The organism is Streptomyces sp. NPDC002055, assembly GCF_040296705.1.
Lineage (GTDB): Bacteria > Actinomycetota > Actinomycetes > Streptomycetales > Streptomycetaceae > Streptomyces.
The window spans coordinates 1-14474 of the sequence record NZ_JBEOXS010000062.1 but is presented as its reverse complement, the minus strand read 5'-3'; the positions used below and the strand labels follow the sequence as shown (position 1 = coordinate 14474).

Annotated in this window: 11 protein-coding genes, 1 other RNA gene and 2 pseudogenes; 4 read left to right on the top strand and 10 right to left on the bottom strand. The window is 71.9% G+C overall.

Annotated features, from left to right (window positions below; genetic code table 11):
• Window positions 1–65 precede the first annotated feature (65 nt).
• The gene (locus ABT112_RS28635) at window positions 66–896 is read left to right on the top strand and encodes an SAM-dependent methyltransferase (protein WP_351514424.1); all 831 of its coding nucleotides are present in this window, start codon (window positions 66–68) and stop codon (window positions 894–896) included.
• 57 nt (window positions 897–953) lie between these two features.
• On the opposite strand, the gene ABT112_RS28630 is transcribed toward ABT112_RS28635, so the two are convergent.
• The 4 genes and pseudogenes from ABT112_RS28630 to ABT112_RS28615 all read right to left on the bottom strand — a co-directional run.
• A complete protein-coding gene (locus ABT112_RS28630; RefSeq protein ID WP_351514422.1) occupies window positions 954–1874 on the bottom strand; it encodes a DUF5753 domain-containing protein in 921 nt (306 codons plus the stop codon).
• A 101-nt stretch (window positions 1875–1975) separates the two neighbouring features.
• Window positions 1976–2206 carry a DUF397 domain-containing protein gene (locus ABT112_RS28625; protein WP_351514420.1) on the bottom strand — a complete coding sequence of 77 codons (231 nt, stop codon included), beginning with the start codon at window positions 2204–2206 and terminating at the stop codon, window positions 1976–1978.
• A gap of 1295 nt (window positions 2207–3501) precedes the next feature.
• Window positions 3502–3906, bottom strand: an RNA gene (gene rnpB / locus ABT112_RS28620) — RNase P RNA component class A.
• Window positions 3907–3949: 43 nt separating this feature from the next.
• Window positions 3950–4099: pseudogene (locus tag ABT112_RS28615) on the bottom strand (Uma2 family endonuclease); the annotation flags it as partial.
• A gap of 99 nt (window positions 4100–4198) precedes the next feature.
• Here ABT112_RS28615 and yaaA point away from each other — a divergent pair.
• The gene (yaaA, locus tag ABT112_RS28610; protein WP_351514418.1) at window positions 4199–4999 is read left to right on the top strand and encodes a peroxide stress protein YaaA; all 801 of its coding nucleotides are present in this window, start codon (window positions 4199–4201) and stop codon (window positions 4997–4999) included.
• A 345-nt stretch (window positions 5000–5344) separates the two neighbouring features.
• Here yaaA and ABT112_RS28605 read toward each other — a convergent pair whose 3' ends face one another.
• The 3 genes from ABT112_RS28605 to ABT112_RS28595 are packed head-to-tail and all read right to left on the bottom strand — an operon-like array spanning window position 5345 to window position 8204.
• Window positions 5345–6529, bottom strand: coding sequence for a bifunctional RNase H/acid phosphatase (locus ABT112_RS28605; protein ID WP_351514417.1), 1185 nt, complete (start codon window positions 6527–6529; stop codon window positions 5345–5347).
• A 5-nt stretch (window positions 6530–6534) separates the two neighbouring features.
• Window positions 6535–7278, bottom strand: coding sequence for a zinc ribbon domain-containing protein (locus tag ABT112_RS28600; RefSeq protein ID WP_351514477.1), 744 nt, complete (start codon window positions 7276–7278; stop codon window positions 6535–6537).
• A complete protein-coding gene (locus ABT112_RS28595; protein WP_351514415.1) occupies window positions 7275–8204 on the bottom strand; it encodes a Nif3-like dinuclear metal center hexameric protein in 930 nt (309 codons plus the stop codon). Before ABT112_RS28595 ends, ABT112_RS28600 begins: the two co-directional genes overlap by 4 nt.
• Window positions 8205–8618: 414 nt before the next feature.
• Between ABT112_RS28595 and ABT112_RS28590 the strand changes: the two are divergent.
• Window positions 8619–9836, top strand: a pseudogene (locus tag ABT112_RS28590) (hypothetical protein); the annotation flags it as partial.
• Window positions 9837–10481: 645 nt separating this feature from the next.
• Window positions 10482–10643 (top strand): hypothetical protein, encoded by a 162-nt coding sequence (locus ABT112_RS28585; RefSeq protein WP_351514413.1) that lies wholly within the window; start codon window positions 10482–10484, stop codon window positions 10641–10643.
• A gap of 207 nt (window positions 10644–10850) precedes the next feature.
• On the opposite strand, the gene ABT112_RS28580 is transcribed toward ABT112_RS28585, so the two are convergent.
• The 3 genes from ABT112_RS28580 to chsH3 form a co-directional block, all read right to left on the bottom strand.
• A complete protein-coding gene (locus ABT112_RS28580) occupies window positions 10851–11801 on the bottom strand; it encodes a 3-oxoacyl-ACP reductase (RefSeq protein ID WP_351514411.1) in 951 nt (316 codons plus the stop codon).
• A 238-nt stretch (window positions 11802–12039) separates the two neighbouring features.
• On the bottom strand, window positions 12040–13125 hold the full coding sequence (locus tag ABT112_RS28575) for an alcohol dehydrogenase catalytic domain-containing protein (RefSeq protein ID WP_351514410.1): 1086 nt from the start codon (window positions 13123–13125) through the stop codon (window positions 12040–12042).
• Between the two features lie 126 nt (window positions 13126–13251).
• On the bottom strand, window positions 13252–14106 hold the full coding sequence (chsH3, locus tag ABT112_RS28570) for an enoyl-CoA hydratase ChsH3 (RefSeq protein WP_351514408.1): 855 nt from the start codon (window positions 14104–14106) through the stop codon (window positions 13252–13254).
• Between the last annotated feature and the right edge of the window lie 368 nt (window positions 14107–14474).

Here is a 14474-nt window from a genome sequence, read left to right as displayed (position 1 = left end):
TTCTACGATGGGCTCTCATCAACCGAGGATGTCGCCCTGGAGCAAGGGCTGCGAGGAGTTGACGCATGGCCTACGGGGAGAAACCCCAACCTCGCCCCCGCATCGACACGACCACCCCTAGTGTCGCCCGCATGTACGAGTACCTCTTAGGAGGCAGTCAGCACTACGAGGTCGATCGGAAAGCCTGTGCCGATCTGCTCAGCATCGCCCCAAGCACTCAGCAGTTAGCCCGCACCAACCGTGAGTTCCTCCGCAGGGTGGTTCGCATCCTTGCCCGGGACATGAACATCAGGCAGTTCCTCGACCACGGCTCGGGACTGCCCACCCTGGACAACGTCCACGAAATCGTCCAGCGCATCTCGCCGGACGCCAAGGTCGCCTACGTTGACAACGACCCCATGGTCCTCGCCCACGGTCGCACGCAACTGGACGAGAACGACAACGTCATGGTCATCGGCCAGGACATGCGCGAGACACAGAAGATCCGCACCGCCACCGACACCTTCCTCGACTGGAACCAGCCGATCGCGGCTCTTTTCGTATCCGTTCTGCACTGCCTGCCCGACACCGACGACGAGCGAGACCCCGCAGCCCTGATAAAGCGTGTAGCGGCCGCACTTCCTGCCGGCAGCTACGTGGTCATCTGCCAGCTCGTCAGCGATGACACGGCGGTAAGGAGCAGAGTCACACGTCTGATGGCCGAGGCGACCCACGACAGGTGGGGCCGGGTGCGTGAAAGGCACGAAGTCCGGAAGTACTTCGACGGGATGACCATTATCGACCCGCCTGGCCTCGTTGATGTCATCGACTGGCAGCCCGATGCCCCGCCGCCGCCAACTCATCTGCGCCCCACCGACTGGATCGAGTGGGGCGGTGTCGCCAAGATCGAGGCTTGATCCGGCTGCCCCTGGGTAACGCCGGAGCGGTGGCGCCTGACCCCGTTGGGACCAGCGTCACCGCTCCAGGGCGGCTTGCTGAGCCCACTGCTCCGCAGCCTGCCGTATGGCGTCGAGGCTGCCGTCGCGTGGCATGGCGTTGTCACGGACGTCGGTCAGCACCTTGCGGTAGTTGTCCAACGAACGTTGCCTCGTCACGTAGGTCGCACCCTCGATGTTCTCCAGGTAGGCGAGGTCACCCGGCACGTGGTCCGGGAACTGGAGATAGGTGATAGCCATGGGCGGCGACACAGCGTCCTTGCTGATGATCCGCACGTTCACCTTCGGCCTCTTGGCCGCGTCGAGCAGATGCATCATCTGCTCCCCCATGACGTCCGCGCTGCCCCGCCTTCGCTGCAAGACGGTCTCATCCAGCACGACAGTGATCCGGGGCAGCTCCTGATCGAGGATGAGCTGCCGTCCGATCCGCAGCGCTACAATCCGGGCGATCTCTGCGTCCGGGAGAGCGTTGGCCTCCATCATCCTGACCAACGCCTCCGCGTAGCGTTCGGTCTGCAACAGGCCAGGGACCGCCTGATTTTCGAAGATCGTGATTTCCTCGGCACGCCCCTCCACGCGGATCAAGCGCTTGAGGAAGACAGGCGTCACATCGGCGAACCGCTCGTACCACTCGGCATTCGCCGCCTGGGCCAGCAGCTGGTCGAGGAAGGCCACCTCCTTCCGCGACAGATCGTAAAACGCGGCAAGGTCGTACACATCCCGCGGCTTGGCGGGACTCTCCCCGCGCTCCAACCGACTCATCTTGGACGTCGATCCCCTGATAGCCCGCGCCGCCGACGCAAGCGTGTAACCCCGGCGCTCCCGATGCCGACGAAGCTCTTCACCCAGGAGCTGCCCAGCAGGACGCTCGCCATCCGATGACGACAGATCAACGACCGACGAATCAGGACCCGACTGCCAATGACGGGCGACGGACATGCGAACTCCGAACGGCTCTGGGACATGAGTCGAGTCCTAGAATGCCCGGGCACATGCCCGCCGCACAATCTATGGCCAACGCGCAACGTTCCGCTTACACGTTACGCGACGAGGTGGTCGAACTCCTCCCCCTTCGCACCGTCGAGAAATGCAGCCAACTCCACCTTGCTGAAGACGAGAGCGGGCCCCCCGGGGAACTTGGAGTTCCGCATAGCCACACCCCCCTCCGGAAGCGAGGCCACTTCGACGCAGTTCCCGTTGTTGATGCTGGCGCGCGCCTTCTGCCAAGCCACCCCAGAAATACCGTCCGCCCGCACACCGTTCACGATCATGGTTGCTCCTTCTTCCGCCCGCCGCTCATTCCGCCACGCCGGACTGGCAGTTCCCATATGGGAACGCTTGGATGCCGTTCATGCAAAATGGTAGCCACAGGAACCCGACAGGGCACGCCCCCGAAAGGGTGCAGTTCAGGACCACTTTTCCCACGACTGTTCTAATTCGTATGGCGCGGGACCGGGCTATCCGGCTCATCGCTTCCTATGGGCGAACCGGCGCCGCGTTTGCCAGCTCCGCGTCCAGCCGCCCGGCGCACGTCCACTGCATCCGCTCTCGACCAGATCGAAGCGTTGGCGGAGGCTCGCCTTCGGTCAACCCGGCCCGTCCTTGAAAGCAGTTGCTGCCAATGCCTGAGAGCGACGAGCGCACGGTGGGCCAAGCCGAAGAGGCTGCCCAGCTCGAGCGGACTGAACGCCAAGGGCAGTTCATCAGCGGCCTGCTGCCGGTGGTTGCTCTTCGGTGAGCCTCCCCGTTTCAGTTAGGACGGCCGAGCTGTGCTGGCTGTGGGTGGGCAGGGGCAGCGCCGTTGGTCAGCTGGCTGGACTCGGCAGGGCCGAGAGGCGGGCGAAGGCGTTCGCCCGATCATGTCGTCAGGGCCAGGTGGCGTGGATCCGCAGGTGGAGGCGACGGCTTCCACGGGTAATGCCGGCGGCGGTGTGCAGGAGCCGGTAGCGGAACTTCTTCGGCTTGGCGGTGGCCAGTTCGCCGTCCAGCAGCAGAGTGGGATGCTCCTATGGCTGTCAAGCCGCAGGAGTCAGGTCGGTTTGAGTGATTCGTTCGGCTGGTCTGCTGATCAGAGCGCGGTAGACCTCGTGGGCGACGAATCGCTTCATATACCTCCCGATACGCGGGTGGGGATCCGCCACGCCGTTGGGTCAGCAGGAGGGTGCTCCGCTGGCTGCGAACAGCCATACGCGAGAGCACTCTGAGCACGGACGAGCTACAGGCCCGACTCGCCGTGCGGCCGATAGGTCATGCAGCGAGTTCGCTCTCCCCACCTCCGGCATCCAGGACGATGCCCAGCAGGCGGTGGAGGTCCGATATGACCACGCCTACGCGTTGCCGAGACTGAGGACCGAGACCGGGTACTCGCCCTGCTTCGCCAGCGCGCAGCCCGCGCTGCGGCCATACGCCTGCCTCTCCACCCCAGGGACTTTTCAGGGACTTTCAGCGCTGTCCGAGGGACTTCGGAGGGACTTTCCGCTGCCTAACGCGGCAAGCCCACGAAAGATCGGAAAGGGCCTCCGACGCAGGTCAGAGGCCCTTTCACAGGCAAAGTCACAGGTAGTGGCAGACGAGTCGAGCTGTACGCCGGGTTCTGTCTCCACCGGGCCTCGCGGCCCGGCAGGAGGCGGCCATCCATCTAGGACCGGCGTTGCCGCCGGTCTCGTGCGGTCTACCCGCGGACTCGGGCGGGCAGCCCTCGATCATCCGCGCAGGGCCGCCTCGCGGCGGCCCCTCTTGACCTTGCTCCAGGTGGGGTTTACCGAGCCGTCCGAGTCACCTCGGACGCTGGTGGTCTCTTACACCACCGTTTCACCCTTACCGGGAGACCTTGCGGCCCCCGGCGGTCTGTTTTCTGTGGCACTGTCCCGCGGGTCGCCCCGGGTGGGCGTTACCCACCACCTTGCCGTGTGGAGCCCGGACGTTCCTCGGCGGGATCCGAGGATCCCGACGCGGCCGCCCGCTCGGCTCGTCTGCCGTGCCGACCATGGTACCCGCCGGTCGGGGCGGGCCCGTCACACGAAGTCGGCGGTGCGCAGCACGAAGGAGAAGGGCTCGGGGAGAGCGACCTCCTTGCCGTACGGCACGGTGCACAGCTGCCGGTAGTCGTCCCCGTGCGGATCGCTGAACAGGGTCACCGCGGCGGCCTCGCGATCGGCGAGGAGGGCAGGCCGTCCGGGGGCAGGGCGCGGGGCCGTTAGGCTGCCGCGGGGCCCTGTCCGGTCGGTCGTGGCCCCCGCTCACCCGTGTGAAGGAGATCTTCCGTGCTCGTGCTGTTGCCGCCGTCCGAAGGAAAGGCCGCCGGCGGTTCCGGAGCGCCGCTCGACCCGGCGGGGCTGTCGCTGCCCGGGCTCCGGGAGGCGCGCGCCACGGTGCTCGACGAGCTGGTGGAGCTGTGCGGCGGCGACGAGGAGAAGGCGCGGGAGGCCCTCGGGCTCAGCGAGGGGCTGCGGGGCGAGGTCGCCAAGAACGCGGGGCTGCGCACCGCACCGGCCCGCCCGGCCGGCGAGATCTACACGGGCGTGCTGTACGACGCGCTGGGCCTGGCCACGCTCGACGCCGCGGCGCGCCGCCGCGCGGAGCGGTCGCTGCTGGTCTTCTCCGGGCTGTGGGGCGCGCTGGGAGTCGCCGACCGCATCCCCTCCTACCGCTGCTCGATGGGGGTGAAGCTGCCGGGACTCGGCGCTCTCGGGGCCTACTGGCGGGGGCCGATGGCCCAGGTCATGCCGGCCGCCGCCGGGGAGGGCCTCGTGCTGGATCTGCGGTCCTCCGCCTACACGGCCGCCTGGAAGCCGAAGGGCGAGGTCGCGGAACGCACCGCCACCGTCCGCGTGCTGCACGCGCGGATGGTCGACGGCGTCGAGAAGCGCTCGGTGGTCAGCCACTTCAACAAGGCGACGAAGGGACGGCTGGTCCGGGATCTGCTGTCGGCGGGCGCGGAGCCCGCCGACCCGGCGGAGCTCGTGACGGCGCTGCGGGACCTCGGGCACGTGGTGGAGGCCGAGGCGCCCGCGAAGGCGGGCCGGCCCTGGCCGCTGGACGTCGTGGTCACCGAGGTGCACTGACGGCGCCGCTCCCGGAGCCCGGTGAGCGCCATTCCCGGCAGCATCGGGCTCCGATACGCCGGCCGGCGGCCGGCGCAGAAAGGGAAGGGCGCGGGCTCCCGTTCGGAAGCCCGCACCGTCGGCACCACAGCGGATCGCGCGATCGGCACACCGCAGCGGCCCCGCCGCGGTGAACGCCGTGAACCGCAGAGAACCGTGAACCACAGAGAACCGCACCCGCGGAGACCCCCGCAGAACCGGCGGCCGGCACAGGCGGCCGCCGGTCTCGTGCCCGTCTCCTCGGGTCAGCGCCTCGGGCCGGCGTCGGCGCCCTCGGGCCGGCGTCCGCGGGTCGGCGCCCTCGGGTCAGCGCAGGTGGCCGGTGTCGTTCAGCAGCCTCAACGAGGCGTTGCCGTCCGCGTAGTAGGCGACCGCCGAGAGGGAGGCCGCCGACAGTTCCATCCGGAACAGGGACTCCGGCGGGGCCCCCAGGGCCAGCCGGACCAGGGTCTTCACCGGGGTGACATGGGTGACCAGCAGCACCGTCCGGCCCGCGTGGCGGGCCAGGATCTTGTCGCGGGCCAGGGCCGTCCGGCGGGCCACCTGGGCGAAGCTCTCGCCGCCCGGCGGGGCCGCCTTCGCCGACCCCAGCCAGGCGTCGAGTTCCTCGGGGTAGCGCTCGCGCACCTCGGCGAAGGTCAGCCCCTCCCAGGCGCCGAAGTCGGTCTCCCGCAGCCCCTCGTCGGTCCGGACGTCCAGCCCGAGCCGGCCGGCGACCGTCTCGGCCGTCTCCCGGCAGCGGCGCAGCGGTGAGCTGACGACGGCCTGGACCGTGCCGCGCGCGGCGAGCGCCGCGGCGACCTGTTCGGCCTGGCGGCGGCCCGCGGGCGAGAGCTCGGGGTCGGAGCCTCCGCTGCCGGAGAAGCGCTTCTCCGGGGTGAGCGCGGTCTCGCCGTGCCGGAGCAGAACGAAGGTGGTGGGGGTGCCGAGGTCGGCCGGGGCGGCATAGCCGAGCGGGGCGGGCGCGGGCTCGGCGAGCGGCTCGTCCGCGTCCGGCACGGCCGTCGCGGTCCGCTCCCCGGCGGTGCGGGACGGGCTGTCCAGGGCGGCCGTCGACCGGGACGGCTGCCACCGCTCACCCCGCTTGCCCGCGTCCATCGCCTCGTTGGCGAGCCGGTCCGCGTGCTTGTTCCGCTCGCGCGGAATCCACTCGTACGTGACCTGGCCGGACGGCAGCACGGTCTTCGCCTCGGCGGCCAGCGGACGCATGTCCGGGTGCTTGATCTTCCAGCGGCCCGACATCTGCTCGACGACGAGCTTGGAGTCCATCCGGACGCGGACGGCGGCCTCCGGGTCCAGGGCGTGGGCGGCCCGCAGACCCGCGATCAGGCCGCGGTACTCGGCGACGTTGTTCGTCGCGGTGCCGATGTACTCCGCGGCCTCGGCCAGCGGCTCACCGGTCTCCGCGTCGAGGACGACGGCGCCGTAGCCCGCGGGCCCCGGATTGCCCCGGGACCCGCCGTCCGCCTCGACGATGAAGCGTCGACTCACGGGGCCTACAGTCCCGACTCGCCGGTACGGACCAGGATGCGGCGGCAGTTCTCGCACCGCACGACCTCGTCCGGGGCCGCGGTCCGCACCTCGTTGAGCTCGGTGATGTTGAGCTCGAGCCGGCAGCCCTCGCAGCGCCGCTGGTAGAGCCGGGCCGCGCCGACGCCGCCCTGCTGCTGGCGCAGCTTCTCGTAGAGCTTCATCAGGTCGGCCGGGACGGAGGCGGCCACGATCTCGCGCTCCTTGGTGACGGACGCCACCTCGTCGTCGAGCTCCTGGAGGGCGGCGTCCCGGCGGCCGACGGCGTCGGCGACCTTGGCCTGCACGGACCCCACCCGCTCGGTGAGCTCCCCGGCCCGCTCCTGCGCGGACTCGCGGCGCTCCATGACCTCCAGGACGACGTCCTCCAGGTCGCCCTGGCGCTTGGCGAGGGAGGCGATCTCGTGCTGGAGGCTCTCCAGGTCCTTCGGGGAGGACACCGCTCCGGAGTCCAGCCGCTGCTGGTCGCGGACGGCGCGCTGGCGCACCTGGTCCACGTCCTGCTCGGCCTTGGTCTGCTCGCGGGCGGTGTCGCTCTCCTCGGTCTGGGCGGCGACCAGCAGGTCGCGCAGCTGCGCGAGGTCGGCGTTCTGGGTCTCGATCTCCGCATGCTCCGGCAGGCTGCGGCGCTTGTGCGCGAGCTGCGACAGGCGGACGTCGAGGGACTGGACGTCGAGCAGTCGGATCTGGTCGGCGGGCGCGGCGTTCAGCGTGGGGCTCCTGAGGTGTGGGTGGGGACATCCGTACGGGCGCCCGTGGGCCCCGGCGGTGCGGTGTCGGTGGCGTTCCCCGCGCCGGGGGCGGGGGAACGGTGGGCCGCCGCGTGGGCGGTCCAGGGGTCGGTGACCGTGCGGGAGACGTGCGTGCGCAGGTTCCAGCCGTGCCGGTCGGAGATCTCGTCGAGCTGGGCGGCGGCCTGCTGGACCCAGGGCCACTCGGTGGCCCAGTGCGCGGCGTCCAGCAGCGCCAGCGGGCTCCGCTCCTGGGCCTCGGACGCCGGGTGGTGGCGCAGGTCGGCGGTGAGGTAGACGTCCACGCCCGCCTGCCGCACGTCGTCGAAGAGGCTGTCGCCGGAACCGCCGCAGACGGCGACGGTCCGCACCGTGCGGGCCGGGTCGCCCGCGACCCGGATGCCCTGGGCGGTGGCCGGGAGCCGCTCGGCGACGCGGGCGGCGAAGGCCTCCAGGGTCAGCGGCTCGTCGAGCTCGCAGACCCGGCCCAGGCCCCGGCGGCCGGCCGGGTCCGTGGCGTCCGGGACGAGCGGGCCGGTGATCCGCAGGTCGAGGGCGCCGGCCAGGGCATCCGAGACGCCCGGGTCCGCGCGGTCGGCGTTGGTGTGTGCCACGTGCAGCGCCACGTCGTTCTTGATGAGCGTGTGGACGACGCGGCCCTTGAAGGTGGACGCGGCGACCGTCGTCGTGCCCCGCAGATAGAGCGGATGGTGGGTGACGAGCAGGTCGGCGCCGAGTTCGACGGCCTCGTCGGCGACGCGCTGCACGGGATCCACGGCGAAGAGGACCCGGGAGACCTCGGCGTCGGGGGATCCGCAGACGGTGCCGACGGCGTCCCACTGCTCCGCCCGCTCGGGGGGCCAGAGAGTGTCGAGCGCGGCGATGACTTCAGACAGTGCGGGCACGGGTCAGAGGTTACCTCTCACCCGTGTCCTCGGGTGCTGCCGCTGCCCGACCGGGGACCTGGCCCGGACAGCGCCCGGGACCGGCCGGGACCGCGCTGGCCGCCACGGGGCCCGGCCGCCGGCCGTCCCACCGCCGGGCCCCGCCGCCTCGCGGAAGCGCCGGAGCCCGGCACGGAGCGGCGCACCGGGCCGCGGACGGCGATACGAGGGCGATTCGGCCGGGGCACGGGCGGGCGGTCGCGGGGGCTTCCGCCAGGCTGCACCGGCGCCGAACCGCCCCGCCACCGGGAGCACAAACTGGCCTGAAAACTCAGCGGAATCGGGCAAGCGACACCCTTATGTGTGAAGCGGGGGAAGGCGCACTGTTCGGCCGCGGCAGCCGAAACTAGGTTCGGGCGCCGGAGGTGACCCCTGATGACGGTCTGTGCCCCAGCGCCGGAGACCACCGCGGACAGCGGCACCGTACGACCGACGCCGCTGACGATCTCCGCGGAGGGCTCGTACGGGGCGCGGCTGGCGGGGGGAGCGGAGACCGGGAACTGGCTCCCCGAGCGCTGGACGCTCGGCGGACCGGAGCCGTACGTCGTCCCGCTGCCCGGCAACCAGCCCGAGGAGCCGGACAGCGAGCTCCTGCCGCTCGCCGACGGCCGGGTGCTGATCCGCCGCCGCGTCGCGGACCGGTACGCGTTCTCGCTGCTCTACCCCACCGGACCCGGCACCGGTGAACTGTCGCTCGGCGGAGTCGTCTGCGAGCGGCTCACGCTGCTGCCGCCGGTGCCCGGCGGAACGGCCGCCTACGCGCTCGCCCACGGCGAACGCTCGACCGCCCTGTGGCGGGTGTACGACGGGCGGCCCCGCGACGCGGGCAGCGGCCCCGTCCGGCCGGAACACGTCGTCGAACTGCGCGGCCGCTGCTCGGGGGGCGCCTGGCTGGACCGTACCGGCCGACTGCTCGCACTCGATCAGCAGCCGGCGGACGGCCGGGTGAAGACGGTCGCGGTGGATCTGGGCCGGGGCGGCGCGATCAGCCCGCTGCTCCAGATCACCGAGGAGAGCAACGACCGGCTGCTGCTGGCCGATCCGGACAGCGGGCTGCTGCTCGTGCAGTCGGACGCGCCGGGCCACGAACGGCTCGGCTGGGGCGTGCTCGGCAGCAGCCGCCCGGTGCGCTTCCCCGAGGCGCTGCGGCTGCCGGACGCGGCGGTGACCCCGTTCGCCGTCCAGCCGGGCCAGATGCTGATGCCGGAGAACTGCGCGGTGGCGCTGCGGATCGACGGCGCCGGCGGCAGCCGGGTCGGGGTGTGGCGGCCGTCCGGCCGGGAGCTGCGGCAGCTCACGCCCCCGGAGGGCTGGCTGGCGGGCGCGGGCCTGTGGACACCGGACGGCGAGCTGCGGCTGCCGTACGCCACGGCCGAGGTGCCGTGCGGACTGGCCCGGATGACGGCGGGATCGCGGGCGGCGGGGCCGGGTACGGGCCGGGCGCCGGACGGTGCGGGTCCGGCCCCGGGTGCGGATCGGGCCCCGGGTGCGGATCGGGCGGGTGCGGGCCTCGGGCCCGCGGAGGGGCCGGCGCCGGAACCGGCGCGTGCGGAGCAGGAGCCGGTGGCGGCGGAGCCGTTCCCGGAGTCGCAGCCCTTCCCCGAATCGCAGCCGTTCCCCGAATCGCGGCCGTGGCCGGAGCCGCTGCCCGAGGCCGGATCCGTACCGCTGCCGCTTCCCGTCCCGGAGCCGCGACACGCCGAAGGGGAAATCCGTGATCCACGGGTGCCCCACCCGGCAGGACCGGGGAATTCCGCGGAACCGGAGGGGGGTTTCGCGGCCGGAACCGGGAGCATGCCGGAGCCGGAGGCGGGTCCGGCAGCGGACCGTCGGCACCCGGAACCGGAGGTGCCGGTCGATGTCGGTGCGCGCATCGCGGGGCTGGACACACGCCCCTGGACCGAGGAGAGCGAGCCGGTTGTGGAGGCGTGGGGCACGGGTAGTCCACCGGGTATGACCGACCCCTGGCAGGGTAAGGATTCAGCCAATCACCCTCCGTCCCGTCCGGTGCCTCTCCAGCAGGCTCCCATGGCTCGAACCAGGTAGCTGCACGATCATCAGCCTGGTTAGAATTCTCCGGGGGCTACGTAGCTGAACAGACCGGGCACCGACGGTTACTCACCGATGTTGTGCGGTTGGCCGATTGACGACTGTCGTCGGCCGTTTCGGGACGGCGTACTGCACGCTGCCGCGGCCCTCGCGCACAGCACGAAGCGATTCGACGGGGTGACGTCACCAATGTCCGAAGCACGAACCAACACGAGCGAGGCGCGCTCCCAGGGAGCTGCCGCCGAGGGCGCTTCCAGCCGTGGGAAGCACCGGGGCCCGGCGGCGACCGAGGACGCGCAGACGCCGGTCCATGGCCGCCACCGGCGGCCCGCGCAGGAGCAGAACTCCTGAGGCTGCCGTAACCGGGATTGCCGGGCAGTCCGGGCGCCGTCCATCGGCCCGGGCTGCCTTTCGGCTTTCCGGGCCCCGGCACGGGCCTGCCGGGGCCCCGTGCAGCCGGCCGCGCCCCGGCGGGGGACACCGTGCGCCGGGGCGCGGGCGGCCGGGAGCCACCACGGGTGCGCCGGGCCGTGGTGCCGTCCGGCCCGCACCCCGGGGCTATCCCCGCTTGAGGCCGAGGACCTCCGCCGCGGCGAAGGTCTCCCCCGGCGGGCGCTCCGCGAAGTACGGCGTCAGCAGGTCGTCGAGTTCCGCATGGCTGAAGGTCTCCTTCGCGGAGTCGAACTGCGCGGCCACGCGCGGCCGTTCGACGACCGCGACCATTCCGCCGTGCACCACGAACACCTGCCCGTTGACCCGCGCGGCGGCCGGCGAGGCGAGATAGCCGACGAGCGGGGCGACGTGTTCCGGGGCGAGCACGTCCAGCGCGCCGTCCTCCGGCACTCCGAAGCCGGCGAAGACGTCCTCGGTCATCCGGGTGCGGGCGCGCGGGCAGATGGCGTTGGCGGTGACCCCGTACTTGGCGAGCGCGGCGGCCGTGGACGTGGTCAGCCCGACGATTCCGCCCTTGGCGGCGGCGTAGTTGGGCTGGCCGGCCGAGCCGGCGAGGAACGCCTCCGAGGAGGTGTTGACGAGCCGGCCGTGCACCGGGCCGCCCGTCGCCTTGGCCCGTTCCCGCCAGTGCTCGGCGGCGAAGCGAGTGGTGTTGAAGTGGCCCTTCAGATGGACCCGGATCACCGCGTCCCACTCGTCCTCGGTCATCGAGAAGACCATCCGGTCGCGGAGGATGCCCGCGTTGTTGACCAGGATGTCGAGCGAGCCGTAGAGGCCGACGGCGAGGTCGACCATGGCCCGTGCCTGCTCGAACACCGCCACGTCGCCGAGGTGGGCCACGGCCTGGCCGCCCGCGGCCCGGATCTCCGCGGCGACCTCCTCGGCGGGGGTGGCCGACGCCGCGCCCGAACCGTCCCGCCCCGGCTGCCCGTAGTCGTTGACGACGACGCGGGCACCGAGCCTGGCCAGTTCGAGGGCTTCCGCGCGGCCGAGGCCGCGACCGGCACCCGTGACGATCGCGGCCTTTCCCTCGAGGGGCAGTCCCTGCGATGGCATACGTGTCCTCTCAGAAGTCTCTGGCGGTGTCCCGGAGCGCCCGGACGGCCGTGAGCTCGGACGGTTGCCGCGGGCGCTCTCGTGCGGTGGCACTCGGACGGTCGTCCGGAAACGCGCGGCGGCGCACGGCCCGGCTCCGGCGGCCCCGGGGTCCAGCCGCCCCCGGGAACCCATCGGCCCCGGGCCCCCGACCCTCCGGGACCGTCCGCAAACCTGACCCGCCCGATCCGGCCCGTCGTCAGATCTCGATGCAGGTGCGCAGGGCCTCACCCGTACGCATCTGGTCCAGTGCGTCGTTGATGTCGGCGAGCCGGACCCGGTGGGTGATGAGTCCCTGGAGGTCGATGCGGCCGGCCCGCCAGAGGGCGATCGCCCGCTCGTAGGACCGGAGGACGTCCCCGCCGCCGTACATCGACGGCAGGATCCGCTTCTCGTCGAAGAACAGCTCGAACATGTTGACCTGGAGGTGGTCGTCCATCGCCCCGGCGCCGACGACGCAGAGCGTGCCGCCGCGGCGGGTGGTCTCGTACGCCGTCCGGGCGGTGGCGGACTTCCCGACGACCTCGAAGACGTAGTCGAAGCCCTCGTCCCCGGTGATCCGGGCCTTGGCGTCGGCCAGTTCCTCGGGGGCGACGGCCTCGGTGGCGCCGAAGCGCAGGGCCGCCTCGCGCCGCGACACCACGGGGTCGACCGCGACGATCTGCGCCGCCCCGGCCGCCCGTGCGCCCTGAATGGTGCTGATGCCGACCCCGCCGCAGCCGATGACGGCGACGGACGAACCGGCCTCCACCCGGGCGGTGTTCAGCGCGGCTCCGAGGCCGGTGGTGACACCGCAGCCGATGAGTGCCGCGATGTCGTACGGCACGTCGTCCGGGATAGGGACCGCGCATCCGGCGCCGACCACGACCTCCTCGGCGAAGGTGCCCGTTCCGGCGAAGCCGAAGACGTCCTCGGGGCTGCCGCCGGCGCGTTTGAAGTTCGGGGTCCCGGCGTTGAGGAACCCGGCGAGGCAGAGGTGCCCCTGGCCGCGCCGGCACGAGGGACAGCTGCCGCAGGACGGCAGCCAGCAGACGAGGACCCGGTCGCCCTGGCTCAGCCCGGTCACGCCGTCGCCGACGTCGATGACCTCGCCCGCTCCCTCGTGACCGGGGACGAAGGGGGCGGGCTGCGGCAGCACGCCGTTCATCGCCGAGACATCGGAGTGGCACAGCCCGGTGGCCCGGATCCGGAGTCTCACCTTCCCGGGGCCGAAGCCGACCGCCTCGATCCCGTCGACGACTTCGAGCTTGTCCTGCCCGATCTCCTGCTGGACGGCTGCGCGCACGATGGGCTCCCTTCACGGGCGGCGGAGGCGACGGCCAAGCCGCCTCCACCCGGTGCCGGACGAGTGATGGCCGGAGCGGATGAGCGTGGAACGGCGTGCGGGGTGGTTCACGGCCGGGGGACTCCGTCAGGAGTGCTCCACCACGGTGTCCGCGAGGACGGGCGCGTCGTCCCGCTCGACGGCGGTCACCGTGGCCTGGATACGGCCGGTCTCCTGCCACATCCGGATGCGCAGGGTCTCCCCCGGGAAGACGACCCCGGCGAAGCGCGTGGCATAGGCGCGGACCCGGCTCACGTCGCCGCCGAGCGCGGTGTCCACCACGGCCTTGAGGGTCATGCCGTACGAGCAGAGGCCGTGCAGGATCGGCCGGTCGTAACCGGCGAGCTTCGCGAACTCGGGGTCGGCGTGCAACGGGTTCCAGTCGCCGGAGAGCCGGTAGAGGAGCGCCTGGTCCTCGCGGATCGGGCGCTCGACGGTCCGGTCCGGCTCCCGGCCGGGGGTTTCGAGCCGGCCGGAGGGTCCCCGTTCACCACCGAAGCCGCCTTCGCCCCGGACGAAGATCTGGGTGTCGCTGGTCCACAGCGTTCCGTCGTCGTCGGCAGCGGCGGAGCGCAGCACGATGACCGCCGCCTTCCCCTTGTCGTACACCGCGGCGATCCGGGAGGTCTGAACGGCCGTGCCGCGCACGGGGATCGGCCGGTGCAGTTCGATGCGCTGGCCACCGTGCAGCACGGCGGCGAGGTCGACGTCGATCCCGGGCGAGGACAGTCCCCCGGCGGCCGCCAGGGCACCCCCCGCGACGGTGGCGAAGCTGGGCAGGACGTGCAGCCGGCTCTCCAGCGTGTAGCGGAGTTCGTCCGGGGCGGTGGCGGGGATCCCCGCGCCCACACCGAGGTGGTAGAGCTGGATGTCCTTGTGGTCCCAGGCGAGATCCGTCCGGCGGGGCTCGGCCGAGAGCGCCTGTCCGACGTCGATGGGCATCGGGTCTGCTCCTTCACCACGGGTGGGTGTGGGGGACCCCGGCACGGCCGTCCGCACCGTCGGTCGCACCGGGGTCGTCCGAAGTCGGCCCGAACAGCGCGTCCGGCCCGCAGCAGGCCTAGAACGCGTTCTAGCCGATGGGCCCCATGTATAACGCAGCGCCCGGCACTTGGGAAGACCGCTGACACCGGGCCGGAAACGCTCCCACGCACGACGGATGTCCGGGTGCTCGGAGTGGACGCGACGGGCATCCTGTTCAGCTCCCGGGGGAAAGCCGCCGATGCACGGGAGGGGGCCGGGGCCGGAGGGGTGGGGGTTCCGGAAGCTTCCGTGTATTTGTGGCCCCCAGGGCCGTAAATATACGTTCC

What these genes read in the sequence shown, in the direction of transcription:
- ABT112_RS28635 (WP_351514424.1), top strand. Translation starts at nt 66, where the DNA reads ATGGCCTACGGGGAGAAACCCCAACCTCGCCCCCGCATCGACACGACC.
- ABT112_RS28630 (WP_351514422.1), bottom strand. Translation starts at nt 1,874, where the DNA reads ATGTCCGTCGCCCGTCATTGGCAGTCGGGTCCTGATTCGTCGGTCGTT.
- ABT112_RS28625 (WP_351514420.1), bottom strand. Translation starts at nt 2,206, where the DNA reads ATGATCGTGAACGGTGTGCGGGCGGACGGTATTTCTGGGGTGGCTTGG.
- ABT112_RS28585 (WP_351514413.1), top strand. Translation starts at nt 10,482, where the DNA reads ATGTCCGAAGCACGAACCAACACGAGCGAGGCGCGCTCCCAGGGAGCT.
- ABT112_RS28580 (WP_351514411.1), bottom strand. Translation starts at nt 11,801, where the DNA reads ATGCCATCGCAGGGACTGCCCCTCGAGGGAAAGGCCGCGATCGTCACG.
- chsH3 (WP_351514408.1), bottom strand. Translation starts at nt 14,106, where the DNA reads ATGCCCATCGACGTCGGACAGGCGCTCTCGGCCGAGCCCCGCCGGACG.